Origin of the sequence: Paraburkholderia sp. BR14320, from assembly GCF_040948665.1 — a bacterium.
GTDB lineage: Bacteria > Pseudomonadota > Gammaproteobacteria > Burkholderiales > Burkholderiaceae > Paraburkholderia > Paraburkholderia youngii.
Genome location: NZ_JBFPKG010000025.1, coordinates 43,600 through 62,838, shown reverse-complemented (window position 1 = coordinate 62,838; position 19,239 = coordinate 43,600). Strand labels below are relative to the sequence as shown.

The 19,239-nt window shown below is 63.7% G+C and carries 13 protein-coding genes and 1 tRNA gene; 6 read left to right on the top strand and 8 right to left on the bottom strand.

Features of this window, described 5'->3' with window-relative positions:
* Positions 1–57: 57 nt before the first annotated feature.
* From carB to gloB, 5 genes are all read right to left on the bottom strand, one after another.
* A complete protein-coding gene (gene carB, locus AB3X89_RS22580; RefSeq protein ID WP_368585241.1) occupies positions 58–3,312 on the bottom strand; it encodes a carbamoyl-phosphate synthase large subunit in 3,255 nt (1,084 codons plus the stop codon).
* Between the two features lie 169 nt (positions 3,313–3,481).
* Positions 3,482–4,636, bottom strand: a complete 1,155-nt coding sequence (gene carA / locus AB3X89_RS22575) for a glutamine-hydrolyzing carbamoyl-phosphate synthase small subunit (RefSeq protein WP_368585240.1) — start codon at positions 4,634–4,636, stop codon at positions 3,482–3,484.
* A gap of 327 nt (positions 4,637–4,963) precedes the next feature.
* Positions 4,964–6,205 (bottom strand): nitrate/nitrite transporter, encoded by a 1,242-nt coding sequence (locus tag AB3X89_RS22570; RefSeq protein ID WP_368585239.1) that lies wholly within the window; start codon positions 6,203–6,205, stop codon positions 4,964–4,966.
* Between the two features lie 263 nt (positions 6,206–6,468).
* Complete coding sequence (locus tag AB3X89_RS22565; RefSeq protein ID WP_368585238.1) at positions 6,469–8,154, bottom strand: transglycosylase SLT domain-containing protein; 1,686 nt, start codon at positions 8,152–8,154, stop codon at positions 6,469–6,471.
* Between the two features lie 157 nt (positions 8,155–8,311).
* Positions 8,312–9,103 (bottom strand): hydroxyacylglutathione hydrolase, encoded by a 792-nt coding sequence (gene gloB, locus AB3X89_RS22560; RefSeq protein WP_368585237.1) that lies wholly within the window; start codon positions 9,101–9,103, stop codon positions 8,312–8,314.
* Between the two features lie 18 nt (positions 9,104–9,121).
* Here gloB and AB3X89_RS22555 point away from each other — a divergent pair, with 18 nt between their 5' ends.
* The 5 genes from AB3X89_RS22555 (at position 9,122) to AB3X89_RS22535 (ending at position 13,770) form a co-directional block, all read left to right on the top strand.
* A complete protein-coding gene (locus AB3X89_RS22555) occupies positions 9,122–10,003 on the top strand; it encodes a class I SAM-dependent methyltransferase (RefSeq protein WP_368585236.1) in 882 nt (293 codons plus the stop codon).
* Positions 10,000–10,446, top strand: a complete 447-nt coding sequence (gene rnhA, locus AB3X89_RS22550; RefSeq protein ID WP_176105530.1) for a ribonuclease HI — start codon at positions 10,000–10,002, stop codon at positions 10,444–10,446. Before AB3X89_RS22555 ends, rnhA begins: the two co-directional genes overlap by 4 nt.
* 82 nt (positions 10,447–10,528) lie before the next feature.
* Positions 10,529–11,263 (top strand): DNA polymerase III subunit epsilon, encoded by a 735-nt coding sequence (gene dnaQ, locus AB3X89_RS22545; RefSeq protein ID WP_368585235.1) that lies wholly within the window; start codon positions 10,529–10,531, stop codon positions 11,261–11,263.
* 48 nt (positions 11,264–11,311) lie between these two features.
* Positions 11,312–11,386 (top strand) — tRNA-Val (locus tag AB3X89_RS22540).
* Between the two features lie 509 nt (positions 11,387–11,895).
* A complete protein-coding gene (locus AB3X89_RS22535) occupies positions 11,896–13,770 on the top strand; it encodes an ABC transporter ATP-binding protein (RefSeq protein WP_368585234.1) in 1,875 nt (624 codons plus the stop codon).
* Between the two features lie 77 nt (positions 13,771–13,847).
* Here AB3X89_RS22535 and AB3X89_RS22530 read toward each other — a convergent pair whose 3' ends face one another.
* The 3 genes from AB3X89_RS22530 to AB3X89_RS22520 all read right to left on the bottom strand — a co-directional run bounded on the left by AB3X89_RS22530 (position 13,848) and on the right by AB3X89_RS22520 (position 16,636).
* On the bottom strand, positions 13,848–14,312 hold the full coding sequence (locus AB3X89_RS22530) for a DUF2214 family protein (RefSeq protein ID WP_176105484.1): 465 nt from the start codon (positions 14,310–14,312) through the stop codon (positions 13,848–13,850).
* A gap of 150 nt (positions 14,313–14,462) precedes the next feature.
* Complete coding sequence (locus AB3X89_RS22525; RefSeq protein WP_368585233.1) at positions 14,463–15,317, bottom strand: hypothetical protein; 855 nt, start codon at positions 15,315–15,317, stop codon at positions 14,463–14,465.
* 254 nt (positions 15,318–15,571) lie between these two features.
* Positions 15,572–16,636, bottom strand: coding sequence for a glycosyltransferase family 4 protein (locus AB3X89_RS22520; protein ID WP_176105482.1), 1,065 nt, complete (start codon positions 16,634–16,636; stop codon positions 15,572–15,574).
* A gap of 695 nt (positions 16,637–17,331) precedes the next feature.
* Here AB3X89_RS22520 and AB3X89_RS22515 point away from each other — a divergent pair.
* Positions 17,332–19,167: an ABC transporter ATP-binding protein gene (locus tag AB3X89_RS22515; protein ID WP_368585231.1), complete on the top strand. Its 1,836-nt coding sequence runs from the start codon at positions 17,332–17,334 to the stop codon at positions 19,165–19,167.
* The last annotated feature ends 72 nt before the right edge of the window (positions 19,168–19,239 follow it).

Below are 19,239 nucleotides of genomic sequence, written 5' to 3'. Positions count from 1 at the left end.
GCACCTGCGGAACGCCGCTTAACCGCGGCACTTACATCTTGGACAGGTATCGAAGCCTTAGTTTAGGCGAGCGTGGAGTCCTTGTAAATCATAGACTTCCAGGTTCTTCAGATAACGAAGACCCTCCACCGCCGCGCGTGCGCCCGACATCGTCGTGTAGTAGGTGACCTTGTTCGCCTGCGCGCTCATGCGGATCGAACGCGAATCGGCGATCGCCGCGCGCGTTTCGTCGACGGTCGTGAAGACGAGTGCGATCTCGCCGTTCTTGATCATGTCGACGATGTGCGGACGGCCGTCCTTCACCTTGTTGACGACCTTGACCGGCACGCCGGCAGCTTCGATCGCGGCAGCCGTGCCCTTGGTCGCGACGATCGGGTAGCCGAGCTCGTGCAGCATGCGCGCGACTTCAACTGCCTTCTGCTTGTCGGCGTCCATCACAGTCAGCAGCACCGTGCCCGACTCCGGCAGACGCGAACCCGCCGCGAGCTGCGACTTGAACAGCGCCTCGCCGAACGTCTGGCCGACACCCATCACCTCGCCGGTCGAACGCATTTCAGGTCCAAGCACCGGATCGACCGTCGGGAACTTGACGAACGGGAACACCGCTTCTTTCACGCTGAAGTACGGCGGCTCGACTTCCTTCGTCACGCCTTGCGCGGCGAGCTTCTGGCCGACCATCGCGCGCGCCGCGATCTTCGCGAGCGGCAGGCTGGTCGCCTTCGACACGTACGGAACCGTGCGCGACGCGCGCGGGTTCACTTCGAGCACGTAGATGATGTCTTCTTTCGAACCATCCGCCTGCGGTACCTGCTGGATCGCGAACTGCACGTTCATCAGGCCGACCACGTTCAGCGCCTTCGCCATCGCGGCGGTCTGGCGCTTCAGTTCGGCAACCGTCTCCTTCGACAGCGAATACGGCGGCAGCGAGCAGGCCGAGTCGCCCGAGTGCACGCCCGCCTGTTCGATGTGCTCCATCACGCCGCCGATAAACACGGCGTCGCCATCGGAAATGCAATCCACGTCGCATTCGATCGCGTCGTTCAGGAAACGGTCGAGCAGCACCGGCGAATCGTTCGACACCTTGACGGCCTCACGCATATAGCGTTCGAGGTCGCGCGGCTCGTGGACGATTTCCATCGCGCGGCCGCCCAGCACGTACGACGGGCGCACGACGAGCGGATAGCCGATTTCGTCGGCGAGCTTCAGCGCTTCGTCTTCGGTGCGCGCGGTGCGGTTAGGCGGCTGACGCAGGCCGAGGTCTTGCAACAGCTTCTGGAAACGCTCGCGGTCTTCGGCCGCGTCGATCATGTCCGGCGACGTACCGATGATCGGCACGCCGTTGGCTTCGAGATCGAGCGCGAGCTTCAGCGGCGTCTGGCCGCCGTATTGCACGATCACGCCGACCGGCTTTTCCTTGTCGACGATTTCGAGCACGTCTTCGAGCGTCAGCGATTCGAAGTACAGACGGTCGGAGGTGTCGTAGTCGGTCGACACCGTTTCCGGGTTGCAGTTGACCATGATCGTTTCATAGCCGTCTTCGCGCATCGCGAGCGCGGCGTGCACGCAGCAGTAGTCGAACTCGATACCCTGGCCGATCCGGTTCGGGCCGCCGCCCAGCACCATGATCTTCTTGTTGTTGGTCGGGTTCGCTTCGCACTCTTCCTCGTAGGTCGAGTACATGTACGCGGTCCTGGTTGCGAACTCGGCGGCGCACGTGTCGACGCGCTTATACACCGGACGCACGTTCAGCTCGATACGGCGCGCGCGCACGTCCGCCGGCTTCGCGCCGAGCAGCTTGGCGAGACGCCGGTCCGAGAAGCCGCTCTGCTTCAGATACTTCAACTCTTCCTTCGACAGGCTCGCGAGCGTGCGGCCGGCCAGCGCCTTTTCCTTCAGCACGATCTGTTCGATCTGCGCGAGGAACCACGGGTCGATCGCGGTCTCTTCGAAGATCTCTTGCGCGCTCATGCCGACGCGGAACGCATCGCCGACATACCAGATGCGATCCGGACCGGCTTCGCCGATCTGGCGGATGATCTCGTCGCGATCGGCAGTCTTTTCGTCGAGACCGTCGACGCCGACTTCGAGGCCGCGCAGCGCTTTCTGGAACGACTCCTGGAACGTGCGGCCGATCGCCATCACTTCGCCGACCGACTTCATCTGCGTGGTCAGGCGCGAATCGGCTTCGCGGAATTTCTCGAACGCGAAACGCGGGATCTTCGTGACGACGTAGTCGATCGTCGGTTCGAACGACGCCGGGGTCTGGCCGCCGGTGATTTCGTTCTTCAGTTCATCGAGCGTGTAGCCGACCGCGAGCTTCGCCGCGACCTTCGCGATCGGGAAGCCGGTTGCCTTAGACGCCAGAGCCGACGAACGCGACACACGCGGGTTCATTTCGATCACGATCATCCGGCCGTCTTTCGGATTGATCGAGAATTGCACGTTCGAGCCGCCCGTGTCGACGCCGATCTCGCGCAGCACCGCCAGCGACGCGTTACGCAGGATCTGGTATTCCTTGTCGGTGAGCGTCTGCGCCGGCGCGACCGTGATCGAGTCGCCGGTATGGATGCCCATCGGGTCGAGGTTTTCGATCGAGCAGACGATGATGCAGTTGTCCGCCTTGTCGCGGACCACTTCCATCTCATACTCTTTCCAGCCGAGCAGCGACTCTTCGATCAGCAGCTCGCGCGTCGGCGACAGGTCGAGACCGCGCTTGCAGATCTCTTCGAATTCGTCGCGGTTGTACGCGATGCCGCCGCCCGAACCGCCCAGCGTGAACGACGGACGGATCACGACCGGGTAGCCGCCGCTGCCGGTTTCCGCGGCGATCTTCGCCTGCACCGCGAGTGCTTCTTCCATCGAATGCGCGGTGCCCGACTTGGCCGAACCGAGGCCGATCTTGGTCATCGCGTCCTTGAACTTCTGGCGGTCTTCCGCCTTGTCGATCGCTTCGGGCGACGCGCCGATCAGTTCGACGTTGTACTTCGCCAGCACGCCGTGCGCGTGCAGATCGAGCGCGCAGTTCAGCGCGGTCTGGCCGCCCATCGTCGGCAGGATCGCGTCCGGGCGCTCCTTCGCGATGATGCGCTCGACCACTTCCCACGTGATCGGCTCGATGTAGGTCACGTCGGCCGTGTTCGGGTCGGTCATGATCGTCGCCGGATTGCTGTTGACGAGAATGACCTTGTAGCCTTCCTCACGCAGCGCCTTGCATGCCTGCGCGCCCGAGTAATCGAACTCGCACGCCTGGCCGATGATGATCGGACCCGCGCCGATGATGAGGATGCTCTTGATGTCTGTCCGCTTGGGCATAACGCTCTCGCTAATGTATTCCTGAATTCTTTCCGTCGGCGCGCGCCGTTTTCACGTTGCGCGCGCTGTTTGCGGCGCACCCGCCGCATCGTGCCGCGGGCCGCCGCGGCCGCCGCGAGCCGCTTTCGTTTCCGTCTCGGGCTGGCTCGTGGGGCCGATCTTTACGTCTTCAAGCCGCCGCGCTGTTGCCGCTCTTCTGCGCGTCCATCAACGCGGTGAAGCGGTCGAACAGGTACGCGATGTCGTGCGGACCAGGCGACGCTTCCGGGTGGCCCTGGAAGCAGAACGCCGGCTTGTCGGTCAGCGCGAAGCCTTGCAGCGTGCCGTCGAACAACGACACGTGGGTCACGCGAGCGTTCGCGGGGAGCGTGTCGGCGTCGACCGCGAAGCCGTGGTTCTGCGACGTGATCACCACGCGGCCGTCTTCGAGATCCTTGACCGGGTGATTCGCGCCATGGTGGCCGGTCTTCATCTTCATCGTCTTAGCGCCGACCGCGAGGCCCATGATCTGGTGGCCAAGGCAAATGCCGAAGGTCGGAATGCCGCGCTCGATGAACTCCTTGGTCGCCGCGATCGCGTAGTCGCACGGCTCCGGGTCGCCGGGGCCGTTCGACAGGAACACGCCGTCCGGGTTGAGCGCGAGCGCGTCGGCGGCGCTCGCCTGCGCCGGCAGCACCGTGACGTGGCAGCCGCGCTCGGCCAGCATGCGCAGGATGTTCTGCTTGACGCCATAGTCGAATGCGACCACGCGGTACTTCGGCGCCTTCTGCTCGCCGTAGCCCGTGCCCAGACGCCACTCGGTTTTGGTCCACTCGTAGGTTTGCTCGGTCGACACCACCTTCGCGAGGTCCATGCCGGCGAGGCCCGGGAACGAGCGCGCGAGTTCGATGGCCTTGGCTTGGTCGTCGGAACCAGCGAGGATCGCGCCGTTTTGCGCGCCCTTGTCGCGCAGCAGGCGGGTCAGCTTGCGGGTGTCGATGCCGGCGATGGCGACCACGCCTTCGTCCTGCAGATATTGCGGGAGCGTACGCTCCATGCGGAAGTTCGACGCGAGAACCGGCAGATCACGGATGATCAGGCCGGCGGCATGGACTTTCGTCGCTTCGACGTCTTCGGCGTTCACGCCGACGTTGCCGATATGCGGGTACGTGAGGGTCACGATCTGGCGCGCGTAGCTCGGGTCAGTCAGGATTTCCTGATAGCCGGTGATGGCGGTGTTGAACACGACTTCACCGATGGTATGCCCGGGGGCCCCGATCGAATAACCACGAAAGACCGTGCCGTCGGCGAGCGCGAGAAGAGCGGGAGAAAATGACGGCAACACGGGAGACTCCTTGGGGGAACACCCTGTTGCCACCTGTCTATCCGATTTCGAGCCGCAGCGGAACACATTCTGGATGCGCGCGCAGACTCGCTCGCGAGCTGCCGGTAACGATGCAAGGGGCGCGATGAGTCCATTGTGTGGACGACTTCGGCTGGGTGCGGGGCCCTTCTTGCTACGCCAATGGCGCGCGGCGGATGAACGGTATGGGGGAGGTAGGCGCTAGGGTGCGGGTTGATAAGCTCAAACCTTGAAATTATAGCCTGAAACCGCCCTTCCTTCCAAATCTGAGATGGGGCGCGGACCTGCAACGGCGTGCCGCACGGCCGTTCAGGCCTCCTGCTCCGCGCGCATGTCGCCCGACAGGGCAAGCTGCCGCCCCGGCAATACGTACCAGATCGCGCTCAGCACCTGCAGCGCGACAAGGATTTTCCACGCGCTCAGATGCGCGACCGCCGGATAGTGCCCGCCGCTCGCCGGCCAGTGCGACAGCACCGCGCCAACGCCGATCTGAAAACCGAAGATCAGCAGAAAAATGATCAGCGTCAGCGTCGTGTTGACCCGGCCGATCATCTGCGGCGGGAAATGTCGCGCCATCACTGCGTAGCTCAGAATGCCGGTGCCACCGAAGATTCCGTACGCGGCCCACAACAGGCTCGCCGGCAATGGCGCGTTCAACATAATCAGCATCTGCGTCAGCACGTATAAGGCCATGCCGATGCCGCAGAACGCATACAACGAGAGGCCGCGCCGTTCGAGACTACGCGCCGCCGCGCCGAAACCGACGCACCCCGCCATCATCGCGAAGCCGAGAATCGACACGAGCGCCGCCGCCTCGCGCGGCTCGAAGCCTTGTACATCGCGCAGCCATGCTCCGACCCACAACGACTGCATCGCGTAGAAAACACCCTGCGTAACGACCGAGAATGACGCGATTTTCCAGAATGCCGCGCTGCGCAGGATATGCAACGTACCCTTGAACTGCGCGACGAGGCTCGTCTGGCGATGCGCGTCGCGCGCGTCCGGCGCGAGCGTCCATTGCGCGAGCGCGACCACCACTGTCAGCACACCGAGCCCTACACAGACCGAGCGCCAACTGGAAAAGCCGAGCACCCACGTGAGCGGCGAACCGACCATCACGCCGCCGAACCCGCCGATCGCCATCACGAGTCCGTTCATCAATGGCAAACGCGATACCAGAAAATGCTGCGCGAGCGCCTTGAACGCGGCGCCCAGACACACGGACACGCCGACGCCGATCAGCAGCCGCCCGACCATCATCATGCCGAGACTATGCGCGGCACCGAACACCCAGATGCCGAGCGCGGCGAAGAGCAGCGTGACGGCCGTCACGCGACGGGCGCCGAAGTGGTCGAGCAGCACGCCAGCGGGAATCTGCGCGCCCGCGAAGCCGAGGAAATACAGACTCGTCAGCACACCCAAATCGGCGGCTGACAGACCGAGATCGCGCGTGATGAACGGCGCGAAACCGAGATTGACGCCGCGAAACACGTAAGAGACGAAGTAGCCGGCGGAAAAAAGCAGAAAGACGCGCAGTTGGGTCGACGACATAAATCAGGAAGAAAACCTGGAAATGGACCTCGAAAACCTGGCCCGAGGTTCGGACGGATCAGGACAAAACGGCGTCCCGCGGCCAACGCGGCCGAAGCACGAACAATAAATTAAATACGGCAAATCCGCAGGAATCGTCTTCCAATGAAAAACGCCGTCACCCTGAGGTGACGGCGTTGGATGAACACGGTGCGTGATCGGAGCGCAATCCATGCGCTGCCCCCGCAACGCATGTGGTCACTACCGTGAGAGCCGCTATTGGTCTATTTACCCTTCTTCTTCGCGTTGGCCACGGTCTTCGGGCGGCTCTCAGCCGCGGCCTTCGACGCCTTGCCGGGCACCGGGGCCGACACCTTCTCGACCTTGCCCTTGCTGGCGGGCGCCGCCGGTTTGTCAGCCTTGCCGCCCGGCTGGGAGACCTTGACGATGGCAGAGTGGCCGCGCCCTTTCTTCTTATCGTAGCGCGAATCGCCGCGGGCGTCTGCGGCATGGACGCCAATCTTCTGCACACTGCCGCCTTGCACATCGGCGGCGATCTTTTCGGGACCCGGCTCGCTCGGTACCGGCTTGCCGACCGGCACGTGCAGCACGACCACCTGGCCGCGCGAAACCTGATCGCGACGGGTCTTGTTCCAAGCCTTCAACTGAGCGACCGACACGCCGTAGCGCAAAGCGATGGCGGCCATCGACTGATTGCGGCGCACACGGATCAGCATCTTGCGCGTGTCAGGTACGTCGGGCTCCATCGCGAGCACCGCGCTTTCGGCGATGTCGGCGCTGATGTCCTCATCGTCGTCCGAGCCGCGCGGCACGACGATCGTCGAGCCCGGCTTCAGGCGCATGCCGACCGGAATCTTGTTCACTTCCATCAGCGTATCTGCGTCGACGCCGATCTTTTGTGCGATCGCCGCGGGTGTCGCCCGTGCGTCGACGGTGTAGGTCGTCCAGGACGACAGCGAGCCCGAGTACGTTTTCAGATTGCGCTCGAACGCGGACGCGTTGTCGAAAGGCAACAGAATCTGCGGCTGCGTCGCGCCGAGAATCACCGGCTTCTTGAACGACGGGTTCAGCGAGCGGAACTCGTCGGTCGACATGTTGGCAAGCCGTGCGGCGACGTCGACGTCGATATCGTGCGAGGTCGTGACCGTCACGAAGTACGGGTGGTTTGGAATCGGCGGCAGCGTGAGCCCGTACATCTGCGGGTTCATCACGAGGTTCTTCACCGCCTGCAGCTTCGGCACGTAGTTGCGCGTTTCGTTCGGCATGCGCAAGCTCAGGTAGTCGGTCGGCAGACCAGCCGCCTCGTTGCGCGCGATCGCGCGCTGCACGTTGCCCTCACCCCAGTTGTACGCGGCGAGCGCGAGTTGCCAGTCGCCGAACATATCGTGCAGCTTCGATAGATAGTCGAGCGCGGCACTGGTCGACGCGAGCACGTCCCGGCGCTCGTCCTGCCACATGTTCTGCTTCAGGTTATAGGTACGACCCGTGCCCGGCATGAACTGCCACATGCCCGCCGCCTTGGCGACCGACAAAGCCTGCGGACTATACGCGGACTCGATGAACGGCAGCAGTGCGAGCTCGGTCGGCATATGGCGCGACTCAAGTTCCTCGACGATGTGATAGAGATATTTCTGCGAGCGCTCAGTCATGCGCTGCACATAATCGGGACGTTGCACATACCAGTTGAGCTGCATGTCGACGAGGTCGCTCTGCAGGTCTGGCATCTGGAAGCCACGGCGAATGCGGCCCCAAAGATCGGCGTCCTCGCTCGTCAACTGATTGACGGAGCTCTGGTCGACATTGATGGTTTCTTTAGCGGTGGCGTTCTTGCGAAGTGCGTCGGCTACGGCTTGCTGGCTGGCGGGGTTATTGGCGGTATTCGTCGTCGGTCCCTGACTCGCGCACGCGGCGAGTGTCAGGACCAATAACGCGCTTAAGATAAATCGCATGAACGTCTCGGTTTCCACAAGGGCTGGAATTTGCAGCCGATAGTACGAAACGTCAACGTTTCCGTCAATTGGAAAATCAAGAAAAAAATCAACCAAATCTGGGGCTTGGCGAATTTTTCCGATTCATCGCGTGAAGAACTGCCGAATGCGCTCCGGATCAACGGAAGCGGTTCTTCCATTCGCGCATCAATGTGAAGGCCTTCAGCCTGTCAGAGACCGTTTCGTGCAATTGTGCTTCGAGATTCGACTGGATCGCCGGCACGTCTGCGCGCAGGAACGGATTGACCGCGCGCTCGTGCGCGATTGTGGTCGGCAGCGTCGGCTGGTGGCGGGCGCGGAGTTCGATCGCCTTGTCGCGCCACGCCTGCAGTTCCGCGTTGTGCGGCTCGCAAGCGAGCGCGAAGCGGATGTTCGGCAGCGTATATTCGTGCGCGCAATGCACTTCGGTTGCGCCGGGCAGCGCGGCGAGCGCATCGAGCGAATTCAGCATCTGCTGCGGCGTGCCTTCGAAAAGGCGCCCGCAACCGCACGCGAACAGTGTGTCGCCGCAAAACACGTGCGGCGTGCCGCGCGTATCGGCCGCCTGGAAATAGGCAATGTGTCCGCTGGTGTGACCGGGCACGTCGAGCACGCTGAATTCGAGTGCGGGTGCCGCGATCGTCACATGATCACCACTTTTGAGACGATGCGTAAGATGCGCAATCGCCTCGCCGGCGGGGCCATAGACAGGCACGTCCTGGCCGTTCAGCAGATCGGCCACCCCGCCGACGTGGTCTTGATGATGGTGCGTGAGTAAAATAGCGCTCAGCCGCCAGCCTCGTTGGGCCAGACAGGCGCGCACAGGGGCGGCTTCGCCCGGATCGACGACGACCGCATGATGTCCGTCGGCAATGACCCAGATGTAATTGTCTTCAAACGCCGGGACCGGCACGTACTCGAGCGCATTCATAGGCGACGCATTTTTAATATGACTGACCGAGCGATTATAGACTGGCCCGCCTGGACCGATTCGCCGCCAGGCCGCTACGTGCTCGACTGGGAGCAAACCCAGCTCGACCGCGTGGTGTCGGACGTGTTCGGCTATCATGCGCTGCAACTCGGCCTGCCGCAGCTCGACGCGCTGCGCGAAAACCGCATGCCGTGCCGCGGCCTCGTGCTCGACGCGGCGAGCGGCGCGAGCGCGCCGTACACGTATCCGCCGGCGGTACGTCGCGGCAGCGTCGGCGGCATCAGCGGCGCGGGCAACCCTGGCGGCGACAATCCAGCCAACGCGGCGCCCGGCGCGCCGGGTCCGCACGCGCCGGCCGGGCGCAGCGCGGTATGGTGCGACCTGCTCGATCTGCCGTTCGAAGCGCAAAGCGTCGACCTCCTAGTGATGCCGCACACGCTCGAATTCACCAGTGACCCGCATCGGCTGCTGCGCGAAGCCGAACGCGTGCTGGTGCCCGAAGGCCAACTGATCATCCTTGGCTTCAACTCGTTGTCGCTGTGGGGCGTACGGCAATCGATCGGCAAGATGACGGGCCGCCCGTTCGTGCCTTCGGCCGTCGACCTGATCGCGTTCACGCGCCTGAAGGACTGGATCAAGCTGCTCGGCTTCGACCTTGAACGCGGGCGCTTCGGCTGCTATCGTCCGCCGCTCGCGAGCGATCAATGGCTCGCGCGCTACGGCTTCATGGAGGCCGCCGGCGACCGCTGGTGGCCGATTTTCGGCGCCACCTACATGATCAAGGCGATCAAGCGCGTGCGCGGCATGCGTCTCGTCGGGCCGCTCAAAGTGAAAAAGCCCGTGCTCGCGGCAGGCCTCGCGCCCGCCGCCACCCCGAACACACGTAACCACACCGAATGACTCCGGACCACATCGACATCTATACCGACGGCGCCTGCAAGGGCAATCCCGGCCCTGGCGGCTGGGGCGCGTTGCTGCGCTTCGGCAACCAGGAAAAAGAACTGTTCGGCGGCGAGGCCAACACGACCAACAATCGCATGGAGCTGATGGGCGTGATTTCCGCGCTCGAGGCGTTGAAGCGCCCATGCAAGGCGATCGTGCACACCGATTCGCAATACGTGCAGAAAGGCATCAGCGAGTGGATTCACGGCTGGAAGAAGAAAGGCTGGGTCACCGCGGCGAAGCAGCCGGTCAAGAACGCCGATCTATGGAAGCGGCTCGATGCGCTCGTCGCACAGCACGAAGTCGAATGGCGTTGGGTGCGCGGTCACAACGGCCACCCGGAAAACGAGCGCGCCGATCAGTTGGCCAATCGCGGCGTGGCATCGCTCGCCGAGATGTAACGAGCGTGCGCGCATCGGCCAACGACGCGCGCCGCCCTCTTCGCCTTTTTTCTGCACTTTTTTCGAAGCAGGCTAATCCGACATGCGTCAACTGATCCTCGACACCGAAACTACCGGCCTGAACGCCCGCGGCGGCGACCGGATTCTCGAACTCGGTTGCGTCGAGCTGGTGAACCGCCGGCTGACCGGCAACAACCTGCACTTCTATATCAACCCAGAGCGCGACAGCGATCCGGGCGCGCTCGCGGTGCACGGCCTCACGACGGAATTTCTGAGCGACAAGCCGAAGTTCGCGGAGATCATCGACGAGTTCCGCGACTTCATCCAGGGTGCGGACCTGATCATTCACAACGCGCCATTCGACATCGGCTTTCTCGACGCCGAGTTCGCGCTGCTCGGTCTGCCGCCGGTGAGCACGCACTGCGGCGAGATCATCGACACGCTCGCGCAAGCCAAGCAGATGTTCCCCGGCAAGCGTAATTCGCTCGATGCGCTGTGCGACCGCTTCGGCATCAGCAATGCGCACCGTACGCTGCACGGCGCGCTGCTCGACTCGGAATTGCTCGCCGAGGTCTATCTGGCGATGACGCGTGGCCAGGAAAGCCTCGTCATCGATATGCTCGGCGAAGCACAGGCCGGCGGCGATATACATGCGCCGCGTGTCGCGTTCGACTCGCTGGAATTGATCGTGATCGCCGCGAGCGATGACGAAGCCGCCGCGCACGAAGCCGTACTCGACGATCTCGACAAGGCGAGCAAAGGCGCGAGCGTATGGCGTCTCGAACCCGCGCCAGCAGCTGATGAGCAAACTGCTTAAAAAAGACTAGACGAACCCCAAATTCCCTGACATAATCTCAATCTCTTCGGGTGGTTAGCTCAGCGGTAGAGCACTGCCTTCACACGGCAGGGGTCACTGGTTCGATCCCAGTACTACCCACCAGATTCTTGGTGTGTCGATCACCGAAGAAAAAAGGGCTTACGCAGCAATGCGTAGGCCCTTTTTCTATTTGCCGGCAAAAACATCGCTTGCGCAGCACGCGATTCCACTGGCTGTAGAACCACGTCGTTCCGTAGGTTGGCGAGCGCCCCGCACTGTTGCTATATTCGACAGACGGGCATTCGCCCGGTCCGGCTCTGTCCGGTTTCTCCATCTTGAACCATCTCAGGGAGGCGCCACATGTTCGCAGTGCATCGCGCGCTCCCTCAAATGGTCCCACGACCGTCAGCCCGTCCGCCGCGACCTTGAATGCCGCAGCGTCGTAGCTGATGCGCCGCCGTCCCGACAGGCGCGCTGCGTTCACTCCAGACAGTCCGTTGTTCCGCTGCCGTTGTTTGCCGCCGTATTTTTTCGCGCGTTCCCGCGCACATTCCGGCATCCGCTGGCTGTCTACCTTTTTTCGCTTCTGACTGGAACCTCGGCGCACTCGTACGGCGCCGGGTCGAAAGCAAATGGCCAACAAAAAACTCGACTTTCGCGGACAAGCCTTCAAGGATGTCCTCGGCTTCACCTTCCGTCACTGGGCACAACAGCCGTGGCGCATCGTCGTGATTGCGGCGCTCGCGCTGCTCACGGCGGGCGCGGACATCCTGACGCCGGTTTTCGCCGGACGTCTCGTCGACGCAATCGCGGCCGGGCCGGCGTCGTCGGCGCCCGTCTGGCATCACGCGCTCGAGGCCTTCGGCGTGCTCGCCGCGCTCGGGCTCACCGCGACGCTGCTGCGCCAAGGCGTGTACTTCAACATCATCCGCTTCACGCTGAAGATGATGAGCGAGATCGCGGCACGCGCTTTTCATCGCGTGCAGCGCTTTTCGACCGACTGGCACGCGAACAGCTTCGCCGGCTCGACCGTGCGCAAGATCACGCGCGGCATGTGGGCGCTCGACCTGCTTAACGACACGCTGCTGATCGCGCTGCTGCCGTCGCTGGTGATGCTGGTCGGCGCGACCCTGCTGCTCGGCTCGCGCTGGCCGATGATGGGCGTCGTCGTCGGCATCGGCTCGCTGCTGTACATCGGCGTGACCGTGACGGTGTCGCTCGGTTTCGTCGCGCCGTCCGCACGTCTCGCGAACGCGTGGGACACGCGCATGGGCGGCGCGCTCGCCGATGCGGTCAGCTGCAACGGCGTCGTCAAGGCTTTCGGCGCGGAAGCGCGCGAGGAAGCGCGCCTCGGATACGTGATCGGCAAATGGCGGCAGCGCACGCGCCGCACGTGGGTGCGCGGCACGCTCAACGGCGGCCTCCAGGGCGGCATGCTGGCCGCGATCCAGGCCGCAATTCTCGGCGTGGCGCTGCTGCTGTGGGCACGCGGTGAAGCGAGCGTCGGCGACATCACGTTCGCGTTGACGATGTTCTTCATGCTGCAAGGCTATCTGCGCGACATCGGCATGCACATCCGCAACCTGCAGCGCTCGGTCAACGACATGGAGGAACTGGTGTCGCTCGAAAGCCAGCCGCTCGGCATCGAAGATCGTCCCGGCGCCGGCCCGATCGCGATCCGCAACGGCGAAATCCGCTTCGAGCATGTGTCGTTCCACTATGGCGCGCACAGCCGGCCGCTCTACGACGACTTCTCCATCCGCATCGCGCCGGGCGAGCGCGTCGGGCTGGTCGGTCATTCGGGCTCGGGCAAGACGACCTTCATCAAGCTGATCCAGCGCCTTCACGACATTTCGGGCGGCCGGATCACGATCGACGGCCAGGACATCGCGCAGGTCCAGCAGGCGTCGCTGCGCAGCCAGATCGCGATCGTCCAGCAGGAGCCGGTGCTGTTTCACCGCTCGCTTGCCGAGAACATCGCGTATGGACGGCCCGGGGCGAGCCGCGCCGACATCGAGCGCGCCGCGCGGCTCGCCAGCGCGCATGACTTCATCGCTGCGCTGCCGAACGGCTACGACACGCTGGTCGGCGAGCGCGGCATCAAGCTATCGGGCGGCGAGCGTCAACGCGTCGCGATCGCGCGGGCGTTTCTCGCCGACGCGCCGATCCTGATTCTCGACGAAGCCACCTCGAGCCTCGACAGCGAAAGCGAAGTGCTGATCCAGCGCGCGATGGAGCGGCTGATGCAGGGGCGTACCACGCTGGTAGTCGCGCATCGGCTATCGACGGTGCGCGCGCTCGACCGGCTGCTCGTGCTGGACAAAGGCAAGGTGATCGAGGAAGGCAGCCACGACGCGCTGATCAAGCGCGACAACGGCTTGTACCGTCGCTTGTTCGAGCGTCAGGCGCTGGAGTTGATCAAGGGTCACGGCGAGCCGGAACTCATGCGCGAGTCGGCAGCGGTCAAAGCCGACCGGGTCGACGATTCTGTCTGGCTGGTCGGCTAGCGTGACGCAGGCGTGCTCGAGGCGCCACGCTTGGCGCGCACCACCAGCCCGTCGCAATGGAAAGAAGGCCCGCCGCGCTACACCGCGCCGGCGGGCAGTCCGATGCCGCGCGCCATTCCGGTCGCCGCAAACACCATCAAAACCAGCAGCACGGTCTGGATCACGCTGAAATGCGCGTAGGAACGCGCCTTCTTCAGATTCGGCGCCGCGCCGCTGCGGATCGACGCGCGCCAGCGCATCAGGCCGAGCATCGTGGGCACTTCGAGGATCAGGATCAGCACCAGCAACGTCATCTTCACGTGAAAGAGCGGCTCGTGCAGGTAGTAGTCGGCGCCCTTCTCATAGCCGCCGAACACGCGCATCAGTCCGGTCACGATCAGCACCAGCGCGGCGATGCCCCAGCGTGAATCGGCGCGAAACACCGAACGCAGCGCGGCAGGCACCGATGCGCGCCGCAGCGACCACGTGCGCCTGAGAATCGACGCGAGCGCAAAGCCATAAGCAAGCAGATGAAGGGCGGCAAGCAACCAGCGAACCAGCATAGCGACTCCTGCGAAAGACGCGATACGATCGATGAGTGTCCCACTCGCCCGCCAGCAGGCCGGGCGCCTTGATTGCATTATCGACGAAGCTTCGCTTCGGGATGCGTGCAATGGCCACGCGATGTGACCGATAGCACAAAACGTGCAGCGTCAGACCTGGCGCAGCGTCGAGTCGAGCGCGCGGGCGGCGACGCGATCGCCTTCGGTCGTCAGCGCGGCGCGGAAAACGGTCTGCCGGTTATGCCCAGCGGCGGCCGGCGAATCCCACAGCAACTCGACCTTCGGACGAACGCCGAACGTGCTGCGCGCCAGCGAGGGCGCCGCGACCGACGGCATCGGCGCCGCCGACGCACCGGCCTCGCCCGCCGCGCCGAACGCAACTGCGGGCGCGGGCGCCGGCGTCGCGCGCGCATCGGAACCGCTCGCCCAGCGCACCGACAATTCGCGCGCATCGTATTGCCCCACCTTGCGCCGCTCGGCCCACACGACGACAGTGCGCGTCACCGGATCGAGCGACACCGCGTAGCGGCCGATCGCAAAACGCCGCGCCGCCACATTGGTGCGCCACAACGGCAGCGGCCGGCAGATCCACAAGACGATCGCATACAGCACCGGCGCAGCGACGAGCCAACCGTTGGTGGCCGCCACCGCCTGCATCGCGCGACGCCAGCCCGCGCTCGCGACGAACGCGCCGACCGACCACAGTGCAAACAGAAAGCCGAGGAACGCAAACAGGCGCAGCGCCTGACGCAGCCATTGCGGCAACGGATGGAACGGACGCTCGGCGACGGCGCGCGCGCCCGGCAGGAAGATCAGCAGGAACAGAAAGACGAGATTGATACATGCCCACGGTGAAGACGCCATCGCGGTCAGCGCGGTGGTCAGTCTCATCTCGGACATCGAGAAAAGCCAGCGGGCGGCGAGCACGAGACCGATGGCGCGCAACGTAAAAATCGTTCCGGCGCCGGGCGCGGCGTTCGCGCGCGTCTCTTTCGTTCTCGCCAAGGCATCCTCCTGTCGTCGGCGGCACCGCAGCCCAATTTGCGGCACGGCAATTATAGGGATATTACCGAGCCTGGCTCGTTCGCGCCGCGCGGAAACCGGTATTTTCATCGGTGCACCGACGAAAAACGCGGCGCGCATGCAACAACGCCCCGCCAGCAACATGCCGGCGAGGCGTTCAGAGCAGCGAGGGAAGCGTGGTTCCTGCCGCCAGCGTCTTATCCGTCGCGAAACAACCGCGGCGAATCAAGCGCCAATCAGCCCGCGTTGACTTCGCGCAGCACCGTGCGATGCTTGCTGCGCAGCAGGTCTTCGTAGACTGCGACGTAGTTCTTCGCCATCACCTTCGACGTGAAACGTGCTTCGAAGGCCTTGCGCACGCCAGCGCGAGGCAGCGTGTGCAGACGCTTGAGCGCAGCGACCGCGCTGATTTCGTCTTCAACGACGAAACCCGACACGCCATTTTCGATCACTTCCGGCACCGAACCGCGGTTGAACGCGATCACCGGCGTACCGCAAGCCATCGCCTCGATCATCACCAGGCCGAACGGCTCCGGCCAGTCGATCGGGAACACCAGCGCATGCGCGTTGCCGAGGAACTCACGCTTTTCGGCTTCGCCGATTTCGCCGATGTACTCGACATGCGGGAGCGCCATCAGCGGCTTGATCACTTCTTCGTAATAGGCACGGTCGGCCTTGTCGATCTTGGCGGCGACCTTGAGCTTCATGCCTGCCTGGCCGGCGATGCGGATCGCGCGGTCGAGACCCTTCTCCGGCGAAACGCGGCCGAGAAATGCGAGGTAGCCCGGCTCGACGTCGGGAATCGGCGTGAGCACGTTTTCCGGCAGGCCGTGGTAGACGGTTTGCAGCCAGTTCGCCTGTTGCAGCGGGATGCGCTGGTTGTCGGAAATCGACACGACCGGCACGTCCTTGAACGTATTGAAGATAGGCTGCAGTTCCGGCAGATCGAGACGGCCGTGCATCGTGGTCAGGAACGGCACCGGCTGACGCGCGAATAGCGAGAACGGGTAGTAGTCGATGTGGAAGTGCAGCACGTCGAATTCGTCCGCGCGGCGGCGCACTTCTTCGAGCAGCAGCATATGCGGCGCCATCACGTCGCGGATCGTCGGGTCGAGGCGCAGCGCCTGCGGCCAGAAAGCCTCGAGCTTCGCCGAGGTTTGCGAATCACCGCTTGCAAACAGCGTGACGTCGTGGCCCTGCTCGACCAACGCTTCGGTCAGATTGGACACCACGCGTTCCGTACCACCGTACAGCTTGGGAGGAACCGCCTCGTGCAGCGGAGCGATTTGAGCGATTCGCATATTGACGAACTCCTAGTAAAAAATCAGGCAAAAGTACTGCGATTGGAAAAAGCGACTCGCTTGCTCGCCAGGGCAGTCTGGCCGGAGATACCGGCGCGGGCCTGATTCTTTTGAGAAATCCAGCGATGGATCGCTTGGGTCACGAGCCCAGACAAGTGGATCAGCGTCTGCGCATGTGCGAGTAAACGCGCATGGGGCACCTACGTTGACAAACTGTCAGAAAATTTGCCGGGGCTAACGAGCACGCATTATCGATGCCCGAATTCTCGCCGGACCACAACATTTCAAAGTCTTTACGTTGTTACAAACGCGAAACACTTTGCAAACCCTTGTTTTCAAAGACAGTTCTACAGTATCGACGAGGTTAGGCGAGGCACGGGGTACCGACTCGATGAGCTCTCGCGCATCCAACGTTGCCGGTAGGCATTGCAAAATTGCTACGGCCCGGTTGAATGCAAACTGTAATTATATCTCGAAATTTTCCGCGATCTGCCCGAATGGTCCGTCGGCTGGTGTGTCGAGACGACGCAGATCGCGGAGGTCCATCGCGAAATCAATCGCGTCAAAGCCCGGATACACAGGGCGCAATCGTCTTTGCATGTTTACAATGCGAAGCATCGGCTTCACGGAGCGATGCTTGTCCGTGTGGTCCGCGCATTGCATGCACAACCCGCAACACATCGATCTCAGCTCAATTGGAACACTTGACTATCGCCCAGCGAAACGCCGAGAACGCAAAGCTCGCGAGCTATGCGCACCGGCCGCTTGCGTTTCTCTTCCGCTTTATCCGCCGCCATCCGGTCGCGCACGCGATCGTGCTGTGCAGCGTGTTTGCGGCCGTGGGCTGTGCACTCGCTTCGCAATACGCGATCAAACATCTGATCGACGTGCTCGGCGGTGGCCGCCATCATCCGGGGCCGTTGTGGGGCGCGTTCGCGATCCTCGTCGGCCTGATCGCCGCCGATAACCTGTTATGGCGGGTCGGCGGCTGGTTCGCCGCGCACACGTTCGTCGCCGTGACCGGCGATTTGCGGCGCGACCTGTTCCAGTACCTGAGCGGCCATTCGCCGACCTACTACGCCGAAAAGCAGCCCGGCATGCTGGCAAGCCGGATCACCGCGACCTCGAACGCCGTCTACACCGCCGAGAACACCACCGCGTGGAACGTGTTGCCGCCGTGTATCGCCGTGCTCGGCGCGATCGTGATGATCGTCTCGGTGAACCCGCTGATGGCCGCCGGCCTGATGCTGTGTTCGGCGATCCTGGCGATCGTGCTCTACAAGCTCGCGGGCCGCGGCTCCGCGCGTCACCATAATTTCGCGACCAAGGCGGCATCGGTCGACGGCGAGCTCGTCGACGTGATCAGCAACATGGGCCTCGTGCGCGCGTTCGGCATGACATTCCGCGAACAGCACCGTTTTGCGTCGACGGTCAAGTCGGAAATGGACGCGCGCCAGCAAAGCCTGCTGTACCTGGAAAAGCTGCGTCTGCTACACGCCGTGATCACCGCACTGCTGTCGGCCGGCCTGCTCGGCTGGGCGCTGTGGTTGTGGGACCAGGGCCGCGCGACCTCGGGCGACATCGTGCTCGTCAGCTCGCTCGGTTTCACGATCCTGCACGGCACGCGCGATCTCGCGGTCGCGCTCGTCGACGTCACCCAGCACGTCGCGCGACTCGCGGAGGCGGTGCGCACGCTGCTCGAACCACACGGCATGCCCGATCGGGACGACGCGACCGAACTCGTGCCGCAGGGCGGCCGCGTCACGTTTGACGCTGTCACGTTCGCCTATCCGCGCCGCCGGCCGATCCTCGATCACTTCGACCTCAATATCGAGCCGGGCCAGCGCGTCGGCCTGATCGGCAAGTCGGGCGCCGGCAAATCGACGGTGCTCGCGCTGCTGCAGCGCTTTTACGACACCCAGGGCGGCGCGATCAAGATCGACGGCCAGGACATCGCGTCGATCACGCAGGACAGCCTGCGTCACGCGATCGCGCTGGTGCCCCAGGACATTTCACTGTTCCATCGCACGGTGTACGAGAACATCGCGTACGGCCGCCCGGAAGCGAGCCGCGAGGAAGTGCTCGCCGCGGCGCGCGAGGCGCGTTGCGCGGACTTTATCGAAGCGATGCCGGAAGGCTACGACACGATCGTCGGCGACCGTGGCGTGAAGCTGTCGGGCGGCCAGCGCCAGCGCATCGCGATCGCGCGCGCGATTCTGAAAAACGCGCCGATCCTGCTGCTCGACGAAGCCACGTCCGCGCTCGACAGCGCGTCCGAGGAAGCGATCCAGAAGGCGCTCGACCGCCTGATGGTCGGTCGTACCGTGATCGCGATCGCGCACCGTCTGTCGACGCTGAACAACTTCGACCGGATCATCGTGATGAGCGCCGGCAAGGTCATCGACGACGGCTCGCCGGAAGAACTGCGTCAGCGTCCGGGCCTCTATCGCGACCTGCTCGCAAAGCAGTATGGCAAGGGCCAGACGCTGCATATCGGCGGCAAGAAGGTCGACGAACAGCACGTGGCCTGACGCCACGCAGGGTCCACGCGCTGCGCGCCGCATGCAAAAAGCCGCTCCAGGGAGCGGCTTTTTGCTGTCTGG